The 21,496-nt window shown below is 66.8% G+C and carries 16 protein-coding genes and 1 riboswitch; of the genes, 4 read left to right on the top strand and 12 right to left on the bottom strand.

What is annotated here, in order from left to right; all coding sequences use genetic code 11:
• Positions 1-110 precede the first annotated feature (110 nt).
• A complete protein-coding gene (gene gcvH / locus QXZ94_RS14625) occupies positions 111-476 on the bottom strand; it encodes a glycine cleavage system protein GcvH (RefSeq protein ID WP_315720992.1) in 366 nt (121 codons plus the stop codon).
• Between the two features lie 24 nt (positions 477-500).
• Positions 501-1,655, bottom strand: a complete 1,155-nt coding sequence (gene gcvT, locus QXZ94_RS14620; protein ID WP_315720991.1) for a glycine cleavage system aminomethyltransferase GcvT — start codon at positions 1,653-1,655, stop codon at positions 501-503.
• A 142-nt stretch (positions 1,656-1,797) separates the two neighbouring features.
• Positions 1,798-1,908, bottom strand: a riboswitch (glycine riboswitch).
• A gap of 181 nt (positions 1,909-2,089) precedes the next feature.
• Here gcvT and alaS point away from each other — a divergent pair.
• Entirely contained in the window at positions 2,090-4,765 is a 2,676-nt protein-coding gene (gene alaS / locus QXZ94_RS14615; protein WP_315720990.1) for an alanine--tRNA ligase, read from the top strand.
• Positions 4,766-4,767: 2 nt separating this feature from the next.
• Positions 4,768-5,991, top strand: coding sequence for a cyclic nucleotide-gated ion channel (locus QXZ94_RS14610; RefSeq protein WP_315720989.1), 1,224 nt, complete (start codon positions 4,768-4,770; stop codon positions 5,989-5,991).
• 226 nt (positions 5,992-6,217) lie between these two features.
• Here QXZ94_RS14610 and QXZ94_RS14605 read toward each other — a convergent pair whose 3' ends face one another.
• From QXZ94_RS14605 to QXZ94_RS14585, 5 genes are read right to left on the bottom strand one after another with little or no spacing between them, the layout of a single operon-like run.
• Positions 6,218-6,460 carry a formate dehydrogenase subunit delta gene (locus tag QXZ94_RS14605; protein WP_315720988.1) on the bottom strand — a complete coding sequence of 81 codons (243 nt, stop codon included), beginning with the start codon at positions 6,458-6,460 and terminating at the stop codon, positions 6,218-6,220.
• Complete coding sequence (gene fdhD / locus QXZ94_RS14600; protein ID WP_315720987.1) at positions 6,450-7,298, bottom strand: formate dehydrogenase accessory sulfurtransferase FdhD; 849 nt, start codon at positions 7,296-7,298, stop codon at positions 6,450-6,452. The genes QXZ94_RS14605 and fdhD overlap by 11 nt, the downstream gene beginning before the upstream one ends.
• Position 7,299: 1 nt before the next feature.
• A complete protein-coding gene (fdhF, locus tag QXZ94_RS14595; protein ID WP_315720986.1) occupies positions 7,300-10,179 on the bottom strand; it encodes a formate dehydrogenase subunit alpha in 2,880 nt (959 codons plus the stop codon).
• 25 nt (positions 10,180-10,204) lie between these two features.
• Positions 10,205-11,761: an NADH-quinone oxidoreductase subunit NuoF gene (locus QXZ94_RS14590; RefSeq protein ID WP_315720985.1), complete on the bottom strand. Its 1,557-nt coding sequence runs from the start codon at positions 11,759-11,761 to the stop codon at positions 10,205-10,207.
• Positions 11,758-12,234 (bottom strand): formate dehydrogenase subunit gamma, encoded by a 477-nt coding sequence (locus QXZ94_RS14585; RefSeq protein WP_315726276.1) that lies wholly within the window; start codon positions 12,232-12,234, stop codon positions 11,758-11,760. The genes QXZ94_RS14590 and QXZ94_RS14585 overlap by 4 nt, the downstream gene beginning before the upstream one ends.
• A gap of 262 nt (positions 12,235-12,496) precedes the next feature.
• Between QXZ94_RS14585 and QXZ94_RS14580 the strand changes: the two genes are divergently transcribed.
• Complete coding sequence (locus QXZ94_RS14580) at positions 12,497-13,390, top strand: LysR family transcriptional regulator (RefSeq protein ID WP_315720984.1); 894 nt, start codon at positions 12,497-12,499, stop codon at positions 13,388-13,390.
• Between the two features lie 173 nt (positions 13,391-13,563).
• On the opposite strand, the gene QXZ94_RS14575 is transcribed toward QXZ94_RS14580, so the two are convergent.
• The gene (locus tag QXZ94_RS14575) at positions 13,564-13,887 is read right to left on the bottom strand and encodes an antibiotic biosynthesis monooxygenase (protein WP_315720983.1); all 324 of its coding nucleotides are present in this window, start codon (positions 13,885-13,887) and stop codon (positions 13,564-13,566) included.
• Between the two features lie 180 nt (positions 13,888-14,067).
• Between QXZ94_RS14575 and QXZ94_RS14570 the strand changes: the two genes are divergently transcribed.
• On the top strand, positions 14,068-14,622 hold the full coding sequence (locus QXZ94_RS14570) for a DUF4240 domain-containing protein (protein WP_315720982.1): 555 nt from the start codon (positions 14,068-14,070) through the stop codon (positions 14,620-14,622).
• A gap of 1,131 nt (positions 14,623-15,753) precedes the next feature.
• Here QXZ94_RS14570 and QXZ94_RS14565 read toward each other — a convergent pair.
• The 4 genes from QXZ94_RS14565 to QXZ94_RS14550 form a co-directional block, all read right to left on the bottom strand.
• On the bottom strand, positions 15,754-18,078 hold the full coding sequence (locus QXZ94_RS14565; RefSeq protein WP_172182684.1) for a PAS domain-containing sensor histidine kinase: 2,325 nt from the start codon (positions 18,076-18,078) through the stop codon (positions 15,754-15,756).
• 224 nt (positions 18,079-18,302) lie between these two features.
• Positions 18,303-19,691, bottom strand: a complete 1,389-nt coding sequence (locus QXZ94_RS14560) for a cation diffusion facilitator family transporter (RefSeq protein ID WP_315720981.1) — start codon at positions 19,689-19,691, stop codon at positions 18,303-18,305.
• Between the two features lie 108 nt (positions 19,692-19,799).
• Entirely contained in the window at positions 19,800-20,768 is a 969-nt protein-coding gene (locus tag QXZ94_RS14555; RefSeq protein WP_315720980.1) for a zinc-binding dehydrogenase, read from the bottom strand.
• Positions 20,769-20,905: 137 nt separating this feature from the next.
• The gene (locus tag QXZ94_RS14550; RefSeq protein ID WP_172114347.1) at positions 20,906-21,325 is read right to left on the bottom strand and encodes a CBS domain-containing protein; all 420 of its coding nucleotides are present in this window, start codon (positions 21,323-21,325) and stop codon (positions 20,906-20,908) included.
• Positions 21,326-21,496: the final 171 nt, after the last annotated feature.

The raw sequence follows: 21,496 nt of genomic DNA, 5'->3' as shown, positions 1-21,496 counted from the left end.
GGGCATCCAGTAAACGTTGCTGTCGAGATCAAGCGGAGGGGGCGCGGCGTACTGGATCGCCCGGTCGAGCCGGGCGATGACAGTGGTGGGTGTTGCCGCACCGCCTTGTCTCACGCCGTGTGCGCCTTGTACGCCGCCTCATCCATCAGGTCGCCGAGCTCGGCCTTGTCGGCGATCTTGAGCTTGAAGAACCAGGCCTTGCCGTCGGCATCGGTGTTGACCAGCGCGGGCTCGTCGACGATGGCCTGGTTGACCTCGACCACCTCGCCGGTGATCGGCGCGTAGACGTCGGAGGCGGCCTTGACCGATTCGACCACGGCGGCGGCCTCGGTCTTCTTCAGGGCGCGGCCGACCTGCGGCAGCTCCACGAACACGACGTCGCCGAGCTGCGCCTGCGCATAGTCGGTGATGCCGATGGTGGCGACATCGCCCTCGATGCTGAGCCATTCATGGTCGGAGGTGTAGAGCGTGGTCATGGACGTCCTTCAGCGCTTGCAGGGTCAACGTTTGTAGGTGTTGGGAACGAAAGGCGTGGCGGCGACGCGCAGCGGCAGGCGTTGTCCGCGCACATCCGCGAACAGCGGGGTGTCCAGCGCGGCGAGGGCGGTCGGGACATAGCCCATCGCGACCGGCGCATTCAGCGTCGGGCCGAAGCCGCCGGAGGTCACCTTGCCGACCGGCTCAGTCGAGTCGGCGGTCGCGAACAGCGTTGCGCCCTCACGAACCGGCGCGCGTCCCTCGGGCCGGAGCCCCACACGACGACGCGCCGCGCCGCCGTCGAACTGCGCCAGGATCTTCGCGGCGCCCGGGAAGCCGCCTCCGCGCGCGCCGCCGCTACGGCGGACCTTCTGCACCGACCATTCCAGCGTGGCCTCCACCGGGGTCGTCGTGGTGTCGATGTCATGGCCGTACAGACAAAGCCCGGCCTCGAGCCGCAGGCTGTCGCGCGCGCCGAGCCCGATCGGCAGCACGTCCTTGTCGGACAGCAGCGCCTCGGCGAGCTGCTCGGCCTTGTCGGCCGGCACCGAGATCTCGTAGCCGTCCTCGCCGGTGTAGCCGGAGCGCGAGACGTAGCAGGCGAGACCGTCGACCATGCGCGGGCCCGAATCCATGAACCGCATGCCTTCGGCCTCTGCACAGAATTTCGTCAGCACGCTCGCCGCCTTCGGCCCCTGCAGCGCCAGCAGCGCGCGGTCGGTCAGCGGCTGGACCTCGCAGGCGTCGGACAGGCCGTCGCGTAGCAGCTGGATGTCGGCCTCCTTGCACGCGGCGTTGACCACCAGCACCAGGTGCTCGCCGAAATTCGCCACCATCAGGTCGTCGAGAATGCCGCCGTCCGCGTTGGTGAACTGGGCATAGCGCTGCCGGCCGGCCGGAATGCCGATGATGTCCTGCGGCACCAGCCGCTCCAGCGCAGCCGCGGCGTCGGCGACGTTACCGGATTTCGGCACCAGCGCGACCTGGCCCATGTGGGAGACATCGAAAAGGCCCGCCGCGGCGCGGGTATGGAGGTGCTCCTTGAGCACGCCGGGCGCGTATTGCACGGGCATCTCATAGCCCGCGAACGGCACCATCTTGCCGCCGAGGCTGACATGCAGCGCGTGCAGCGGCGTTCGCTTCAGGGAAGAGGAGAGAGTAGCAGCCGGTTCAGCCATCAGGGGTCCTCGCGCGGTTCCTCGGGACCAGTCCCGAAAAACGCTACCGAAGCCCCATCTGTCGCTGTGCCTGAGAGTATTATCCCGTCGGCGGACGCCTCCCGGGCTCAGGCCCGGCCAGCGCCTCTTTCCAGATGCAGTTGAAGTCGCGAGGGTCCTTTTGCCTGAGAGTTTCCGGGGCGGTTGCTCCTTCGGCGCCGGCCCCTGAAGTTCAAGCTGAACCTCAAGAGACGGTCTCTCCCGACGCGACTATTGTCAGTGGTTCGGACAAAACACCAGCTCAACCGAGCTGTCAACGCGTCACCATGGCTTTCAACCAGCTTTAGGAGCCGTGCAGCAACCCCATGATGTTTCTGCACAGTTTCTGGACACGCGAAGTCGGCTTGTCTAAAAGCATTCCCTCAGAATTCACGGACTTCTTCGATTGGATTGCTATGAGCGGCGTCAACGAGATCAGGTCGACCTTCCTCAATTTCTTCGCCGCGAACGGCCACGAGATCGTGCCGTCCTCGCCGCTGGTGCCGCGCAACGACCCGACTTTGATGTTCACGAACGCCGGCATGGTGCAGTTCAAGAACGTCTTCACCGGTGTCGAGAAACGGCCGTACCACCGCGCCACCACGTCGCAGAAATGCGTCCGCGCGGGGGGCAAGCACAACGACCTCGACAATGTCGGCTACACCGCCCGGCACCACACCTTCTTCGAGATGCTCGGCAACTTCTCCTTCGGCGACTACTTCAAGGAGAACGCCATCGAGCTCGCCTGGAAGCTGGTCACCAAGGAGTTCGGCCTCCCCAAGGACAAGCTGACCGCGACCGTCTATATCGACGACGACGAGGCGTTCGGGCTGTGGAAGAAGATTGCAGGGCTCCCTGAGTCGCGCATCATCCGCATCGCCGGCTCGGACAATTTCTGGCAGATGGGCGACACCGGCCCGTGCGGTCCGTGCTCGGAGATCTTCTACGACCACGGCGACAAGATCTGGGGCGGCCCTCCGGGCTCACCGGAGGCGGATGGCGACCGCTTCATCGAGATCTGGAACCTCGTGTTCATGCAGTACGAGCAGCTCGAGGGCGGGGTCCGCAATCCCTTGCCGAAGCCCTCGATCGATACCGGCGCCGGCCTCGAGCGCGTCGCCGCGGTGCTGCAAGGCAAGCACGACAATTACGACATCGATCTGTTCGTCGCGCTGATCCGCACCATCGCCGACCTCACCAACGCCGACCCTCAGGGCCCGCAGAAGGCGAGCTTGCGCGTCATCGCCGACCACCTCCGCGCCTCGTCGTTCCTGATCTCGGACGGCGTACTGCCGTCGAACGAGGGCCGCGGCTACGTGCTGCGCCGGATCATGCGCCGTGCCATGCGCCACGCCCAGCTGCTCGGCGCGCGCGAGCCGTTGATGCACAAGCTGGTCGGCGCGCTGACCCGCGAGATGGGCCAGGCCTATCCGGAGCTGATCCGCGCCGAGGGGCTGATCAAGGAGACGCTGCGGCTGGAGGAGACCCGCTTCCGCAAGACGCTGGAGCGCGGCCTCGCCATCCTCGACGAGAAGTCGGCCTCGCTCTCCAAGGGCGACATGTTCGACGGTGATGTCGCCTTCACCTTGTACGACACCTACGGCTTCCCGCTCGACCTGACCCAGGATGCGCTGAAGTCGCGCGGCATCAGCGTCGACCAGGCCTCCTTCACCGACGCGATGGAGCGGCAGAAGGCGAAGGCGCGCGCCGCCTGGGCCGGCTCGGGCGAGGCGGCCACCGAGACCGTCTGGTTCCCGCTGCGCGAGAAGCTCGGCGCCACCGAGTTCCTCGGCTACGACACCGAGACCGCCGAAGGCGCGGTGACCGCGCTGGTCAAGGACGGCGCCGCCGTCGACAGCCTCAAGGCCGGCGAGAGCGGCGTGATCGTGCTGAACCAGACGCCGTTCTACGGCGAATCCGGCGGCCAGGTCGGTGACACCGGGTTGATGACCGGCGACGGCGTCCGCGTCCGCATCACCGACACCCAGAAGAAGGCCGGCGACCTGTTCGCGCATATCGGCACGGTGGAGCAGGGCACGCTCAAGCTCGGCACCGCGCTGCAGCTCGACGTCGATCACATCAGGCGCTCGGCGATCCGCGCCAATCATTCGGCGACCCACATCCTGCACGAGGCGCTGCGCCAGGTGCTCGGCGACCACATCGCCCAGCGCGGCTCGCTGGTCTCGCCCGACCGCCTGCGCTTCGACTTCGTGCATCCGAAGCCGATCACGCCGGATGAGCTCGCCCGCGTCGAGGACATCGCCAACGACGTCGTGCTGGAGAATGCCGAGGTCACGACCCGGCTGATGGGGCTCGACGACGCCCGCGAGGCCGGGGCCCGCGCGCTGTTCGGCGAGAAATATGGCGACGAGGTCCGCGTCGTTTCGATGGGCAATGCCGCGCGCGACCATGGCACCAACGCCATGGGCTGGTCGGTCGAGCTGTGCGGCGGCACCCACGTCAAGCGCACCGGCGACATCGGGCTGATCGCGGTGACGTCCGAGAGCGCGGTGGCGTCCGGCGTCCGCCGCATCGAGGCGCTGACGGCGCGCGGCGCGCGCGCCCATGCCAATCACAATCTCTCGCTCGCCAAGGCCGCCGCGGCCGAGCTGCGCACCACGGTGGACGAGGTGCCGGCGCGCATCACGGCGCTGATGGAGGAGCGCAAGAAGCTCGAGCGAGAGCTGTCGGACGCCCGCAAGAAGCTCGCGATGGGCGGCGGCGCGGCGGCGGGCGGAGCCGCCTCCGGCATCCGCGAGGTCTCAGGCATCAAGTTGATGGCCCGTGCGGTCGATGGCGTCGAGGTGAAGGATCTCAAATCGCTCGTCGACGAGGCCAAGAAGCAGCTCGGCTCCGGTGTGGTCGCTATCGTCGGCCGCAGCGAGGACGGCAAGGCCGGCGTCGTGGTCGGCGTGACCGCCGATCTCACGTCGCGCTTCAACGCAGTGGAGCTGGTGCGGGCGGCGTCCGAGGCGCTGGGCGGCAAGGGCGGCGGTGGCCGCCCCGACATGGCCCAGGCCGGCGGCCCCGACGGATCCAAGGCGGAGGCTGCGCTGGCCGCGATCGAGAGCGCGATCGGCCGGGACGGCTGATCGTGCCGACGCTCGGGCCGGGCGAGAGCATTCGCGATCCCGATCTGCGGGACCGGCTCTACGAGCTGCTCGAGCACGATCACCTGCCGCTGTCGGTCGGCTCGCGCATCGTGCGGGCCGTCGTCATCGTGATCTTCGCCGACGTGCTGGCGACAATCCTGGCCTCGGTGCCGCATCTCGACGCCCGCTTCGGCCCGACCTTCACCGCGGTGAAGGTCATGGCCGTGCTGGTGTTCGGCTTCGAGTATGTTGCCCGGCTCTGGAGCGTCGCCGGCCATACGCCGCAGCACGTCTCGCCGCTGCGCGACCGCTTGCAATATGCACTCTCCGCGCTCGGAGTCATCGATCTCCTGGCTTTCCTGCCGGCCGCTGTCGTGCTCGCGTTCGGCGATCACGCCACGCTCGCGGTGCTGGTGGTGCTGCCGTTCCTCAAGCTGGTACGCTATTCGCCGGCGATGCGCTCGCTGCTCGCGGCGATCCAGGCCGAGCGCCGTACGCTCGTCGGCTGCATCGCGATCCTGGCCGGGGCCGTGCTGCTGTTCGCCTCGCTGCTCTACGCGGTCGAGCGCGACGTGCAGCCCGACAAGTTCGGCACCATTCCCGACGCGATGTGGTGGGCGATCGTAACGCTCGGCACCGTCGGCTATGGCGACGTCGTGCCGGTGACCTCGCTCGGCAAGGCGATCTCGGTGTTCGCGATCGTCGGCGGCCTCGCGATGATCGCGCTGCCGGTCGCCATCATCTCCAATGCATTTGCCGACGAGGTGAAGCGGCGCGACTTCGTCGTCACCTGGGGCATGCTGGCGCGGGTGCCGCTGTTCTCACATCTGTCCGCCTCGGAGATCGCCGACATCATGCGGCTGCTGCGCGCGCGCACGATCGAGACCGGCGAAATTCTCGTCCGCCGCGGCGACGTCGCGTCATCGATGTATTTCATCACCGCCGGCGAGGTCGAGATCGAGCTGCCGACGCAATGCGTCAAGCTCGCCGACGGCACCTTCTTCGGCGAGATCGCGCTGCTGCACCGGACCAAGCGCTCGGGGACCGTCAAGGCCACCCGCAAGACCCGGCTGCTGGTGCTCGACGCGCAGGATTTCCACGCCCTGATCGCCCGCATGCCGGCGCTCGCCGCCCATGTCACCACCACGGCGAAGGCCCGCATGGCCGATTCCGGCGACCTCGCCATCGCCGAGCTGTCGCAGGCCGAGCACGAGGAGGAGGCGTGAGATTCAGACGCCGCCACAATCGTGGTGCGCTCCCTCTCCCCGTTCTTACGGGGAGAGGGGCGGGGTGAGGGGCAGCCACACGGTGGTTCAAGTTAAGTAATGAGTTGGATCGCGGATGAGCTCAGCGACATCCGGGGTCAAGTCTGCTCGGAGTGTCGCGGAGAGACCGGCCCCGCATGTCGCTGCGCTCTTGCGGGCTACGAGATCTACGAGAACGATGCCTGCCTCACGCCTTCTCCTTCGCGACCGCAGCGTCCTTCAGCTTGCCGATCGCTTCCTTCACGGCCGGGTCGAGACCGGCGCCGCCGGCATCGTGGTGCGCATAGATCGTCTTCAGCATGCGCGGGTCCCAGAACTTCTTGATGTGCTCGGCGACGCCGGCGACCTCTTTCTCCTGCCCCTGGCTCTGAAAGAACTTGCCGATCTGGTTGGCCATGTAGACGAGGCGGTCGGAAGGGTTATGCGACATGGGGCGTGTCCGTCTGTGTTGATCGCGTGCCGGTCTCGGCGCTCGCGACGATCCGTTCGGGATGGGTGAAGATTTCGAAGCCGTCGTTGCGGGCCACCGCGATCAGGGTGATGCCGGCGGCCTCGGCCATGCGGATGGCGAGTGCGGTCGGCGCTGACACCGCGACCAGCACCGGCGCGCCCATGGCGGCGGCCTTCTGCACCAGCTCGACCGAGACGCGGCTCGTCATGATGACGAGGCCTTCGGTCGCCGCGCTGTGAGCCTGCGCGAGATGACCGGCCAGCTTGTCGAGCGCGTTGTGACGGCCGACGTCCTCGCGAAGGGCGACGATGCCGCGGGCGGGTGTCCAGAACGCCGCGGCGTGCACGGCGCGGGTCTCGTGATTCAGCTTTTGCAGCGGTTCGATCGCCGCCAGCGCCGTCATGACGTCGCGCGGCGTGAAGCGCCGGCCCTGGGGCACATGCGCCGCCGGCCGGACGGCCTCGGCAAGAGAGTCGATGCCGCACAGGCCGCAGCCGGTGGGACCGGCTATGTTGCGGCGGCGCTCGGCGAGGCGTTCAGCGAGGGCGTCGGGCAGCCACATGCGCAGCTCGATGCCGTCATCCAGCTCGACGACGTCGAGCGAGATGATGTCGTCTCGGCCAGTGATCAGGCCCTCGTTGAGGCTGAAGCCGACGGCGAAGTCGCTGAGGTCCTGCGGTGTCGCCATCATGACGGCCTGGGTGCCGCCATTGTAGGTCAGCGCGACCGCGGTCTCCTCCGGCACGCGGCGGTGGCCCTCGGTGAGGGCTCCGTCGCGCCAGACCAGACGATCCGCGATGCGCACTGCATCTCGCATGCTACTCCGCCGCCTCCACGACCGGGGCGATGCGGCGCGAGTTGCGGGCCTGCTCGTCATAGGCCTTCTGCCAGTCCGACGGGCCGTTGGACTGCGACACCTGCACCGCCGTGACCTTGTACTCCGGACAATTGGTCGCCCAGTCGGAGTAGTCCGTGGTGATGACGTTGGCCTGCGTGAGCGGGTGGTGGAACGTGGTGTAGACCACGCCCGGCGCCACGCGCTCCGAGATCAGCGCATGCAAGGTGGTCTCGCCGGCGCGGCTGGTCAGACGCACCCAGTCGCCGTCGCGGATGCCGCGCTGCTCGGCGTCGTGCGGATGGATCTCCAGCACGTCCTCGCCATGCCACACCACGTTCTCGGTGCGCCGGGTCTGCGCGCCGACATTGTACTGCGACAGGATCCGCCCCGTCGTGAGCAGCAGCGGGAAGCGCGGGCCGGTGCGCTCGTCGGTCGCGACGTACTCGGTGACCACGAACTTGCCCTTGCCGCGGACGAAGCCGTCGACATGCATGATCGGCGAGCCCTCGGGGAACTTCTCGTTGCAGGGCCACTGCACCGAGCCCATCTCCTCGAGCTTCTGATAGGAGACGCCGGTGAAGGTCGGCGTCAGCGCCGCGATCTCGTCCATGATCTCCGACGGGTGGTTGTACGTCATCTCGAAGCCCATCGCCTTGGCGAGACCGATCGTGACCTCCCAGTCGGCCATGCCGTTGAGCGGGCTCATCACCTTGCGGACGCGCTGGATGCGGCGCTCGGCATTGGTGAAGGTGCCGTCCTTCTCCAGGAAGGTCGAGCCGGGCAGGAAGACGTGGGCGTAATTGGCGGTCTCGTTCAGGAACAGGTCCTGGACGATGACGCATTCCATCGACGACAGCGCCTGCACGACATGCGTGGTGTTCGGATCGGACTGCAGGATGTCTTCGCCCTGCACGTAGAGGCCCATGAAGGTGCCTTCGATCGCGGAGTCGAACATGTTGGGGATGCGCAGGCCCGGCTCGGGGTTGAGCTTGACGTTCCACATCGCTTCGAACTGGTCGCGCACCGCGTCGCCCGAGATGTGCCGGTAGCCCGGCAGCTCGTGCGGGAACGAGCCCATGTCGCAGGAGCCCTGCACGTTGTTCTGGCCGCGCAGCGGGTTCACGCCGACGCCGCGGCGGCCAATGTTGCCGGTCGCCATCGCGAGGTTGGCGATCGCGATCACCGTCGTCGAGCCCTGGCTGTGCTCGGTGACACCAAGGCCGTAATAGATGGCGCCATTGCCACCCTTGGCGTAGAGCCGGGCCGCGCCGCGGATCGCTTCCGCATCGACGCCGGTGAACTGGGCGACGGCCTCGGGGCTGTTCTTCTCGAGCGCCACGAACTCCGCCCAGTCCTGGAACTCGCTCCAGTCGCAGCGCTCGCGCACGAAGGTCTCGTTGACCAGACCCTCGGTGACGATGACATGCGCCAGCGCGGTCAGGATCGCGACGTTGGTGCCGGGCAGCAGCGGCAGATGATAGTCCGCCTTGATGTGCGCCGACTTCACGAGGTCGATCTTGCGGGGATCGACGACGATCAGCTTGGCGCCCTGGCGCAGCCGCTTCTTCATGCGCGAGCCGAACACCGGATGCGCGTCGGTCGGGTTGGCGCCGATCACCATGATCACGTCGCTGTCTTCGACCGAGTCGAAGTCCTGCGTGCCGGCCGAGGTGCCGAAGGTGGTGGCGAGGCCATAGCCGGTCGGCGAATGGCAGACGCGGGCGCAGGTGTCGACATTGTTGTTGCCGAAGCCGGCGCGGATCAGCTTCTGCACCAGATAGGTCTCTTCGTTGGTGCAGCGGGAGGAGGTGATGCCGCCGATCGAGTCGCGACCATGCTTGGCCTGGATGCCGCGCAGCTTGTCGGCGGCGAATTTGAAGGCCTCGTCATAGGAGACCTCGCGCCAGGGCTGGTCGATGGTCTCGCGGATCATCGGCTTGAGGATGCGCTCCTTGTGGGTCGCATAGCCATAGGCGAAGCGGCCCTTGACGCAGGAATGGCCGCGATTGGCCTTGCCGTCCTTGTAGGGCACCATGCGCACGACTTCCTCGCCACGCATCTCCGCCTTGAAGGCGCAGCCGACGCCGCAATAGGCGCAGGTGGTGACCGCCGAATGCTCTGGCTGGCCGATCTCGATCACGCTCTTCTCGGTCAGGGTCGCGGTCGGGCAGGCCTGCACGCAGGCGCCGCAGGACACGCACTCCGAGCCGAGGAAGCTCTCGCTCATGCCCGGCGATACCCGGCTGTCGAAGCCGCGGCCGGAAATGGTCAGCGCGAACGTGCCTTGCACTTCCTCGCAGGCGCGGACGCAGCGCGAGCAGACGATGCACTTCGAGGGATCGTAGGTGAAATAGGGGTTCGACTCGTCCTTCGGCAGCCAGGCCGGATTGGCCTCGCCGCAAGCGTCGGCGAACACGTGGTTCTCACCCTGGTTGCCGTAGCGCACGTCGCGCAGGCCGACCGCGCCCGCCATGTCCTGCAGCTCGCAATCGCCATTGGCGGCGCAGGTGAGGCAGTCGAGCGGATGGTCGGAGATGTAGAGCTCCATCACGCCCTTGCGCAGCTTCTTCAGCCGCTCGGTCTGGGTGTGGACGACGAGGCCCGCGGCCACCGGCGTGGTGCAGGACGCCGGCGTGCCGGCGCGGCCCTCGACCTCGACGAGGCAGAGCCGGCAGGAGCCGAACGCGTCGACCATGTCGGTCGCGCACAGCTTCGGAATCTGCGTGCCGGCCTCCATGGCCGCGCGCATGATCGAGGTGCCCTCGGGAACGGTGATGCTCTGGCCGTCGATGGTCAGGGTGACCATCTTCTCGGACTTGGAGAGCGGCGTGCCGTAATCGGTTTCGTGGATGAGCGACATGGTCGGTGTCCTTGTTCCCGATATCTTATTCCGCAGCCTGCAGGCGCGGCTGCTGAGGTCCGAAGTCTTCGCGGAAGTGCTTCAGCGCCGAGAGCACAGGGTAGGGCGTGAAGCCCCCGAGTGCACAGAGCGATCCGAGCTTCATAGTGCCGCAGAGGTCTTCGACCAGGGCGATGTTCTCGGCGACGCGCTCGCCGCGGCGGATCTTGTCGATGGTCTCGGCGCCCCGCGTCGAGCCGATGCGGCAGGGCGTGCACTTGCCGCAGGATTCGATGGCACAGAACTCCATCGCGAAGCGCGCCTGCTTCGACATGTCGACGGTGTCGTCGAACACGACGATGCCGCCATGGCCGATCAGGCCCTCCTTGGCGGTGAACGCCTCGTAGTCGAACGGCGTATCGAACAGTGCGCGGGGGAAGTAGGCCCCGAGCGGACCGCCGACCTGCACCGCGCGGACGGGCCGGCCGGTGAAGGTGCCGCCGCCGATGTCGTCGACGAGCTCACCGAGCGTGATGCCGAACGCGGTCTCGAACAGGCCGCCGAACTTGACGTTGCCGGCGATCTGGATCGGCATCGTGCCGCGGGAGCGTCCCATGCCGAAATCGGCATAGGCCTTGGCGCCCTCATCGAGGATGAAGGGGATGGCGGCGAACGACAGCAGGTTGTTGACGACGGTCGGCTTGCCGAACAGGCCGTGATGCGCGGGCAGTGGCGGCTTGGCGCGGACGATGCCGCGCTTGCCCTCCAAGCTCTCCATCAGCGCGGTCTCTTCGCCGCAGACATAAGCGCCGGCACCGGTGCGGACTTCCAGGTCGAACGTGTAGTTCGAGCCCGCGATCTTGTCGCCGAGCAGGCCGGCCTTCTTCGCGATGTCGATCGCCTTGGTCATGGTCGCGATCGCGTGCGGATATTCCGAGCGCGTGTAGATGTAGCCCTTGGTGGCGCCCACCGCGATGCCGCAGATGGTCATGCCCTCGATCAGCACGAAGGGATCGCCTTCCATCAGCATGCGGTCGGCGAAGGTGCCGCTGTCGCCCTCGTCGGCGTTGCAGATGACGTATTTGCGGTCGGCCGCGGTCTGCGACACCGTCTTCCACTTGATGCCGGTCGGGAAGCCTGCGCCACCGCGGCCGCGCAGGCCCGAGGTCGTGACCTCGGAAATGACGGCGTCCGGCGACAAGGTCAGCGCCCGCGTGAGGCCCTTGTAGCCGCCATGGGCGCGGTAATCCTCGAGCGACAGCGGATCGATGATGCCGCAGCGGGCGAAGGTGAGGCGGGTCTGCCGCTTCAGCCACGGGATCTCCTCGGTCAGGCCGAGCGAGAGCTTGTGCGAGGTGTCGGCGACGATGGCGTCGAGCAGCGACGGCACGTCGTCGGCGGTGACGGGACCGAAGCCGAAGCGGCCCTGCGCCGTCTCCAGCTCGACCAGCGGCTCCAGCCAGTACAACCCACGCGAGCCGTTGCGCACGATCTCAATATCGACCTTCCGCTCCAGCGCCGCCTTGTGCAGCGCGTGGGCGACCTCATCGGCGCCGACGGCGAGCGCGCCGGCATCACACGGGACAAAAAGACGCACGCTCATCGCTGGGCCTCCGAGACGAGAGCATCGATCCGGGCTTCGTCGAGCCGGCCGACCAGCCGGCCGTCGATCATCGCCGACGGCGCGGTGGCGCACAGGCCGAGGCAGTAGATCGGCTCCAGCGTCACGCGCTCATCGGCGGTGGTGTTGCCCATGGCGATCCCGAGCTTGGCTTCGGCGCGCGCGGCGAGCGCATCGCCGCCGGCGGCCTGGCAGGCCTCGGCGCGGCACAGCTTGAGCACGTGACGGCCGGCCTTCTTGGCCCGGAAATCATGGTAGAACGTGAACACGCCGTAAACCTCGGCGCGCGACAGGTTCAGGGCGGATGCAATCATCGGAATGGCATCCTCCGGCACGTAGCCGAACGCCTCCTGCAACGCGTGGAGGATGGGCAAGGTTGCTCCCTCCATCCGGCTATGTTCGGCGATGATCTCGGCGCCGCGCGCCGCGTCCCAACTTTCGTACACCGGCGTCATCCTGATCCCGATTCTGCGTTGCAAGCGTTTCGCACATCCAAATTGGAATTGCTCAAGATATCAATAAAGCAGTCCCGTGCTGCGATAGCGAAACGCAATCGTGAGATAGCTAGAAGTTGACGAAAAGCGGGCGCTCGCGCGACCGGCTCGCGGCCGCGTTTTACCGTGTCCGGGACCCCCTCGCCGTGATAGGGTTTCATCCTGGCTGGTAGCGCCGAAAACGTGCGGAACCAGGCTCTTCAACCGCTGGAAGGCCGACCTCTTGATCGACAAGCTCGAACTGCTGCTGGCGCTGGCCAAGGAGCGTCATTTCGGCCGCGCGGCGGAGACCTGCGGGGTCACCCAGCCGACGATGTCGACCAGCATCAAGCAGCTCGAGGAGATCCTCGGCGTCATGCTGGTGCAGCGCGGTTCGCGGTTCCAGGGGTTCACGCCGGAGGGCGAGCGCACGCTGGACTGGGCCCGCCGCATCGTCGGCGACTTCCGCGCGATGCGGCAGGAGATCAACGGCCTCAAGGACAAGCTCTCGGGCGAGATCCGGATCGCGGCCGTGCCGACCGTGCTCGGCATGGTGGCGTCGCTGACGACGCCGTTCCGCGCCAAGCATCCGGAGGTCCGGTTCCGCATCATGTCGTGCACGTCGGCCGACGTGCTCGGCCTGCTGGAGAACCTCGAGGTCGATGCCGGGCTGACCTACATCGAGAACGAGCCGATCGGACGTGTCCGCACCATCCCGCTCTACAACGAGAGCTACCGGCTGCTGACCGCGCCGGACGCGATGTTCGGCGATCGCGAGCAGGTGACGTGGAAGGAGGTCGGACAGGTGCCGCTGTGCCTGCTGACGCCGGACATGCAGAACCGCCGCATCATCGACCGCGCGCTGAAGGCCGCCGGCAACGAGGTGACGCCGACCTTGACCTCGAACTCGCTGCTGGTGCTGTACACGCACGTGAAGACCGGCCGCTGGGCCAGCGTGATGCCGGCCAAGCTCGCCGAGACGCTGGGGCTCGCCGACAAGGTGCGCTCGATCCCGATCGTCGATCCCGTGATCAACTACCAGATCGGCCTCGTCATCCCGCAGCGCGACCCGATGACCCCGCTGATCGCCTCGCTGGTGCAGATCGCCCGCGAGGTCGCGCCGAGCCTGCAGGCGTAGGAATTGACTTCGTTTTAGGGTAGGCAAAGGCGCGGCCACGCGGCCAGCCGCAGCATCTTGCTCTCGCACGCGCCGCGCCCACCATCGGCGTTCGTCTGTGCCGAGATAGGGTGAGCACACGCCGCCTGCGGCGCCGCTTTGCCTAGCCATCGCTTTTGCGTGCCGTTGCGGGCTCAGCCTGCCGTCGTCGATGGCACCCGGACGACGTAATGTGCAGACTGCGCGTCATAACGACTGAGCAGCGCCTGCGCTGCTGCCGGCACGACGGCCTGCTCATGTGCGGCTCCTGCGAAGCGCTTGACGGCGTCCTCGTCGGTGAACGTCATGATCGTCATGAACTCCACCTCGGTCTCCAGCGGCCGGCGCAGCAGCTCGATGCCGGTGAACCCGGGAATGGCGCGGTCCTTGATCCCGGGGAAGATCGTCGAGCGCAGCAACGCCTCATAGGCATCGGCGTTCGCCGGGCTGGTCCAGCCGCGCCATATTCGTTTCAGCATCTGATTGTCCTCCGCGATGATAGGCATCGGCCATCGCATGCGTCCGCAACGCGCGCTTGGCGAAAGTTGCTGTTCGCGTGACCTGGGCACGGAGCAGGCCGCCGTCTTGGAAACTCCAGGCTTGTTGGCTTAGAACAACGGATGGCACGACCCTATCTGGGTCGTGGAGAGGGGGAGCCCGTGACCGCGCAAGCGATGCCAGCCGATCAGTTCTGGTCGATCATCGGACGGACAGGTGCAGCATCAATTGCTGACCCTGCCGCGCAGAGCGAGGCGCTCGCTGCGGCGCTCCGCGAGTTGCCGCTGGATCAGATCATCGGCTTCGAGGTCGCGTTTCGCCGCTATCTCAATCAGGCCTACAGCTGGGATCTCTGGGGCGCCGCCTATGTCATCCATGGCGGCTGCTCGGATGACGGCTTCGAGTATTTTCGCCGCTGGCTCGTGACGCGCGGGCAGGAGGTCTATGAGGGCGCCATGACTGATCCCGACAGTCTGGCACAGTTCGATGGCGCTTCGGGACCTGACGACACATGGGAATTCGAAGAGATCTACTATGTCGGCAACAGGGTTTTTCGCGACAAGGGCGGGGAGGGTGACGTCCGCGACCATTCCGAGCCGGAGGCCGGGTTAGGTGGACCTGGACCGGCCGGCGATCCCTTCGAAGAGGACGAGGCGCATCTGGCCGCGCGCTATCCGAAACTCTGGCGCCGCTTCGGGGAGAGTCCGTTGGGCTGACGCCGCGGCGTGCAGACCTGCTCCGACCGGTACATGTGGGCATCACTGCCGCCAGATCCTCCGCCGTCATTCCGGGGCGGCGCGCGAAGCGCGGCGAGTCCGGAATCCATGTCGCCGCGCGGTCTGCCGCACGATGGATTCCGGGCTCGTGCTGCGCACGCCCCGGAATGACCGAGGAGGGAATGTTGCGTCAAACCCGACCGGGACGAAGTTGGAAGTGTTCCGAAAAATAAAAATCTATTGCCAATTTTCGGAAATCATGGTTTCCTCTCGCCATCCCGCCTCAAGCAAAGGGGCGTTGCGCGCGATCGTCACGACACGCGAGGCGGGGAGGCGGTGGCCGCGAGGGCACGTAGCGTCTTCGGAAGGAGGCGCGGACGGACGGCGCTGTCGCGGATGTGAAATCGCAGCGGCCTGACACCCCGAAGCTGGTGTCTACCGCGCAATGCGCGAGCATTGTCGCGCGATGGTGGCCAACAAGCCGGCGCACCAGGGCGACTGCGTATAAGCGTGAAGACCATCGCGCAGGGAGGGCCGGGTTTGTCCGGCTGCACCTGTGGTACCTGCCGCCTGCATTTTTTTCGCAGGCGGGCCGCAGGCGTCAGCCGACGCCTGGCCTTCCCTGCGCCCTTTGCATTGTCGAGGGGCAGACTGATTGAAAACCTCGGGCGTCAATGGCCGCGAGACCGCGGACGTTTGTCTGTGCTGTTTGAGACGTGAAGCGCGAATGCCGGCGGGTCAGAACGGTGTCGTCCCAGGCGCGCCATGAGCACGCGGGGGCGAGATCGTGCGTCAACCCGGGATGCGAGCGCTGCGGCCGTGGTGGGGGTGGAGATCCAATGTGTTGGGTCGTAGCCGCGAAGATGGTGTCCAATACAGTGCCCTCGCCCCTTGTGGGAGAGGGCATGTGCGGCCCCTCCACGCCTCGGTTGGGTGAGGGGTCTCTCTCGGCGAACGACGCTCGTGGAGAGAGACCCCTCACCCAACCGAATTCGCTGCCCTGTCCTACATGCCCTCTCCCACAAGGGGCGAGGGCGCAGTCATGTGCACCGCACTTGTGGCGGCAGTCCAAGCGCCAAGCTGTCGGCTCCCAGGCTGTCGGCTCCAGGTGGTTCAGCAGCGTGCGCGGCCTCACGCGGCGACCGAGATGCTCGCCGTGGCCTTGTAGGCGTCGCGGGGGAGGGTGACGCGGACGACGGTGCCGCATTCGATGCGGGAGCGCAACCGCATCGAGCCGCCGTGGAGCTGGGCCAGCGAGCGGGCGATCGCGAGGCCAAGGCCGGAGCCGTGGTAGGTCTTGGTCATCTGGCTCTCGACCTGCTCGAACGGCCGGCCGAGCCGCGCCAGCGATTGCGCGGGGATGCCGATGCCGGTGTCGGCGATGATCAGCACGACCTTGTCGTCGAACACGCGGCTGCGCATCGTGACGCGGCCGCCTTCGGGGGTGAACTTCACCGCGTTCGACAACAGGTTGACCATGATCTGCTTGGTGGCGCGGCGGTCGGCGACGACGGGGATGCTGCCTTCGATGTCGGCGTCGAGCACCAGGCTCTTGTCCTGGGCGCGGCCGGAGACGACGCGCAGCGATTCCGCGAGCGTCTTGGCGAGGTCGAGCGGCTCCATGTCGAGCTTCATGCGGCCGGCCTCGATCTTCGACATGTCGAGAATGTCGTTGATCACCTCGAGCAGATACTGACCGGAGGTCAGGATGTCGTGGCAGTATTCCTGGTATTTCTCCGAGCCGAGCGAGCCGAACATGCCCGAGCCCATGATCTCGGAGAAGCCGATGATGGCGTTGAGCGGCGTGCGCAGCTCGTGGCTCATGTTGGCGAGGAACTTCGACTTTGTCTGGTTGGCTTCCTCGGCCCTTGTCTTCTCCTGCGAGTACTTCTCGGCGAGGTCGGCGAGCTCGATCGCCTGGCGCTCCAGCGCGGTCTGCGAGCGCTGCAGGTCGATCACGGTGGCACGCAGGCGCAGGTCGTTGTCGACCAGCTTCTGCTCGTGCTCCTTGATGCGGGTGATGTCGGTGCCGACCGAGACGTAGCCGCCATCCTTGGTGCGGCGCTCGGAGATGTGCAGCCAGCTGCCGTCGTCGAGCTGCGCCTCGAAGGTGCGGCCGCCCGGCGCCTGCTGGCTGTTGTCGTGCAGGCGGGTGCGGATCTCCGGCATCTTGCCGACCTCGATGACGGTCTCGTAGGAGGTGCCCGGCGTCACGGCGGAGTCCGGCAGCTTGTGCAGCTTCTGGAAGTGCGAGTTGCACAGCACGAGGCGGTTGTTGGCGTCCCACAGCACAAAGGCTTCCGAGATCGTCTCGATCGCGTCGCGCAGCCGCAGATCCGCCTCGGCGGTCTTCTCGACCAGGCTCTTCTGCTCGGTGACGTCGACGGCGATGCCGATCAGGTGCAGGCCGGAATCGGTGGTGCCCTGGCTCAGCTCGCAGCGCACCCGCAGCCAGATCCAATGGCCTTCGGTGTGGCGCATGCGGAAGCTCTGGTCGATGTGGCGCAGCTCGCCGGCGACGAGCTGGTCGGCGATCGCGAACAGGTCGATGTCGTCCGAGTTCACCAGCGCGTTGACCTCGCCGAAGGTGAGCAGGTCGGTGCGGTTGTCGAGACCGAGCATCGCGAACATCGAGTTCGACCAGAAGATGCGGCCGCGCGACAGGTCCCAGTCCCACAGTCCGCAGCGGCCGCGGTTCAGCGCGGTGTCAATGCGGCCGCGCACGGCGTCGTTGATCAGGTCGCCTTCGCGGGCGCGGGTCGACTGCCAGTGGAAGGCAAAGCCAAGGATCAGGACGACGAAGCCCGTGGTCGCCGACAGCGTGATCGAGAGCGCTGCGTCCGAGCCCCAGATCGGCTCGATCTTCTCCTGGATCACGACGACGCGGCCGGGCAGGGCCTTGATCAATTGCGAGACGGCGAAGGCGGGACGGCCGTTCGGCAGCGTGATCTCGGTGACGGCGCCCTGGAGGCCGGGGGTGGCGAGCAGTTGCGCGGTCGAGATCAGGTCGAGGATACGGTCGTTCTCGCCGAGGGCGGCATCGACCGGGACGCGGGCGAGGATGCGGTGGTCGGCACCGGTGATGATCACATGGCGGCCGGGCGCAACGCCCCAGGCGGGGATCAAGTCCGGCAGCAGGGTCTGAAGATGCTCAATGTTGGCCATGCGGTCGGGGCGCATCGCCAGATGACCGATGCGGTCCGCCAGCAGATCCGAGATCGCGGCGAGGTCGCGCTTGGTCGCGCCGCGCTTCTGCCGGCTGTGATCGAGCACCTGGACGAAGGCGCCGAGACAGATGGTGACGAGAAAGGCAATGATCAAAGTGGGGACAGCACGACGCAATACCGGCTCAGCAGTCAGCAGCCTTTGATAGGCCGGTTTCGCGATCGATTGCGCCAACCCCTTGATGGAATCAGAAGATTGGACGCACGCGTTCGCGGCATGCGCACGCGCCATGCTGTAGACCCCCGAAACTTTGCTTGGATACCCGAATTTCGAAAGAGCCCCAGCCGCTTCCGAATCAAGTCGATTTGAATCCAGATTTCTCGGGCTGTCGAGAGTCAACGATTTGGCAAAAGCTAATAAATCTTATCCAATGCGGATTTGCCATGGCGAAAAGCCGGCGAGATGAGTCCGAAGCGAGAACGCGGCGTGACATTAGGGCTTCAGCCATGAGGGCTTCAGCCGTGCGGCGGCTCGGCGTGGCTGATGACGCGCTTCACGGTCGGGAAGGTGCGCCGTATCCCGCGCTCGATATGGTCGACATTGTCGTGCACCTTGAGCACGCTCATCGACGGCGCGGCCCGGCAGTGGAAGTTGACGATCTCGCCGGCCTCGGTGTTGCGGACACGGACGTTGTGCACATCGTACATGTCGGTCTCGGCGGCGAAGCGCTGCAAGGCGTCGGCGATCAGCGCGACGCGCTGCTCGGGCGCATCGATGCCGAACGGCAGCTCGGGCTCGAGCGGCTCGATATGGGTGTCGACCTCGACGTCGGCGCCGAACTCGTCGCGGATGCTGCGTTCCAGTTCGTGGGCGATCGCATGCGCGGCGACCAGTGTCATGTCGCCGTCGACCTCGAGGTCGATGGCGACGATCAGGCGGCCGCCGATATCGTGGACGGTGACGTGGTGGATCGCGAGCCCGGAATTGCGCGCGATCACCATGATGCGCTCGCGGACGCTCTCATTGCTGAGGGCGACCGGCACCGTGGTGAAGGTGACGTCGGCGCCGCCGAGGCTGGCGTCCACCGCCGCCTGCGCATCGCGCTTGATCTCGTGGACGCGGTCGATCGGATAGGTGCGCGGCACCGTGACGGTGGCGTCGACGAAATGCGTGGCGCCGACGAGTCGCACCCGCAGCCGCTCGACGCCGACGACGCCGGCGACCGAACGGATCGCGACGTCGGCTTTCTCCGCCGCGCCATCGGGCGCCCGGTCGAGCAGTGTTTCTACGGTCGAGCGTGCGAGCCGCAGGCCGAGCACCGAGATCATCACGGCGACGGCGACCGCGGCGGCGGAATCGCCCCACCAGAAGCCGAGCGCTGTCAGGACGAGGCCCGCGATGACCGCGATCGATCCGAGCACGTCGGAGGCGAAATGCAGCGCGTCGGCGGCGAGCGCCTGGCTGTGGGTCTCGTGCGCGGCCCGGTGCAGGGCGCGGGCGCGCCAGAAATTGACGGCGATGTCGATCAGCAGCACCACGAACGGAATCGCCGAGAGCTGTGGCGGCGGCGCGGCTTCCCGCAGCCGGCTGACGGACTCGACCAGGACGCCGCCGGCCAGCACGTAGAGCAGGGCGATGACGCCGAGCGCCGACAGGCTCTCGAGCTTGCCATGGCCATAATGATGCTCGTCGTCGGCCGGCCGGTCCGATACCCGAACCACCATCCATGTGATGACGGTGGCGACGACGTCGACGGCGCTGTGCAGCGCCTCGGAGACGAGTGCGAGGCTGCCGATCAGGATGCCGACGACGAACTTCGCCGCGGCCATGCTGGCGCTCGCCGCGATCGAAATCGCAGCGACGCGGGCCTTGCCGGAATCGACATGAGAGACGGCGTCCTTCATGGGCGCGGATTTAGCAGCCGATGCCGCGCCGTGAAAGCCGGCATCGCGCGGCAAATTCGTCTTTGCCGCGCACTGTTTCGATTGCGTCTAAATGTCAGAACATTGGGCTCACAACGTCACCACGATCTTGCCGAGATGCCTGTTCGCCTCCATGTGAGCGAACGCCGCGCCGATGTCGTCGAAGGCGAAGACGCGGTCGAGCGGCAGGCGCAGGGCCCGCGTTTCCACGGAGCTCCAGATGTCCTGCTTCACCTCGTCGAAGATCGTGCGGATCTCCTCGATCGAGCGGGTGCGGAAGGTGACGCCGACATAGGTGATGCGGCGTGCCGCGTGCAGGTCGAAATTGAAATCGGCATGGGTGCCGCCGAGCCGGCCGACATTGACGATCCGGCCGAGCACCTTGGTGGCTGCGAGGTTCTGGTTGGCGACGGCGCCCGAGATCTGGTCGACGATGAGGTCGACGCCCTGGCCGCCCGTCGCCTTCAGCACCTGGTCGACCCAGCCGGGATCGCTGGAGTCGATCGCGAGATCGGCGCCGAACTCCTTCAGTCGCTCGCGGCGCGTGGCATCGGTGGAGGAGCCGATCACGAGCGATGCCCCCTTCAGCTTGGCGATCTGCATCGCCATCAGGCCGACGCCGGAGCTCGCGCCTTGCACCAGCACGCTCTGGCCGGGCTGCAGCGCGCCGTTGGTGACGACGGCGTTGTGCATCGTGGTCAGCGCGATCGGCAGCGTCGCGGCCTCGTCGAAGTTCATGTTCGACGGCGCGTGGAACAGGCGGCCGTGATCGGCGAGGGTGTATTCTGCGAACGCGGCGCCGCCCGAGCCCATGACCCGGTCGCCGACCTTGAGGCCCTTGGCGTCCGGTCCGAGCTCGGCGACCTCGCCGGCCCATTCCATGCCGAGCACGGTGCCGACGCCACCGGCGGCGCCGTGCGCATGTCCCTTGGTCATGCCGAGATCGGCGCGGTTGAGGCCGCAGGCGCGGACGCGCACCAGCACTTGCGTGCCCTTCGGCGCGGGTTTGGCGACGTCGGTGATCGCGGCGCCCTGGGCGCCATACACATAGGCTTTCATCGCAAGCAGTCCTGTCGGGCCAAAGCGAGCGGCGGGATCGAGCCGCCGCTCTTCACTGCGCACCGCCTAACAGGCGGCGCGCGGCTCCGACAAGACCTGGTTTGCGGTCAGACGGTTCCGCTGACCGGCGCAATGCGTCAGGCGGCGACCGGAGCTTCCGCTTCGTCGAAGGCCGAGGAGACGTCGCGCATGCTGATGACGCCGGCGAGCGCGAAGTCGACGATGACGGGAAGGTGGCGGATGTGGTGCACGTTCATCAGGTGCCGCACATGCTCGAGCGTGTCCTCGGTGCTGCAGGAGATCAGCCGTTGCGGCGAGATCAGCTGCGAGACCTTCAGGTTGACGCCGGCGGCGCCATGCTCGGCAATGGCGCGAACGACGTCGCGCTCGGTGAACATGCCGGCCGCGGTGTTGCCCTCGGTGCGGACGACGTCCTTGACGACGAGGGCGCTGACATTGCTGGCGCGCATCAGCTGTGCCGCGACGCCGACGGTCTCGTTCATTCGCACCGTGATCACGCGCGCCGTCTTATTGCGCAGGATGTCTCCGACTTTCATGGCACCCTCCCGTTCGTTTGGTTTCAACGTCAGCGAGTCTGGTATACGTTATGCCAGAAGTCAATGTCGTTTGATGGCTTTTTGTGCGCTCGGCCACCGGAAAAACACGTCAGCGACGCTGTCCAGGACGGTGCTCCCTGGCATCTGGTGCTTCGTTTCGGCGGAGAAACA

Source organism: Bradyrhizobium sp. SZCCHNS2022 (assembly GCF_032377575.1).
Classification (GTDB): Bacteria; Pseudomonadota; Alphaproteobacteria; order Rhizobiales; family Xanthobacteraceae; genus Bradyrhizobium; species Bradyrhizobium aeschynomenes.
Note: the sequence above shows the minus strand (reverse complement) of the source record. Positions and strands in the feature narration are given on the sequence as shown.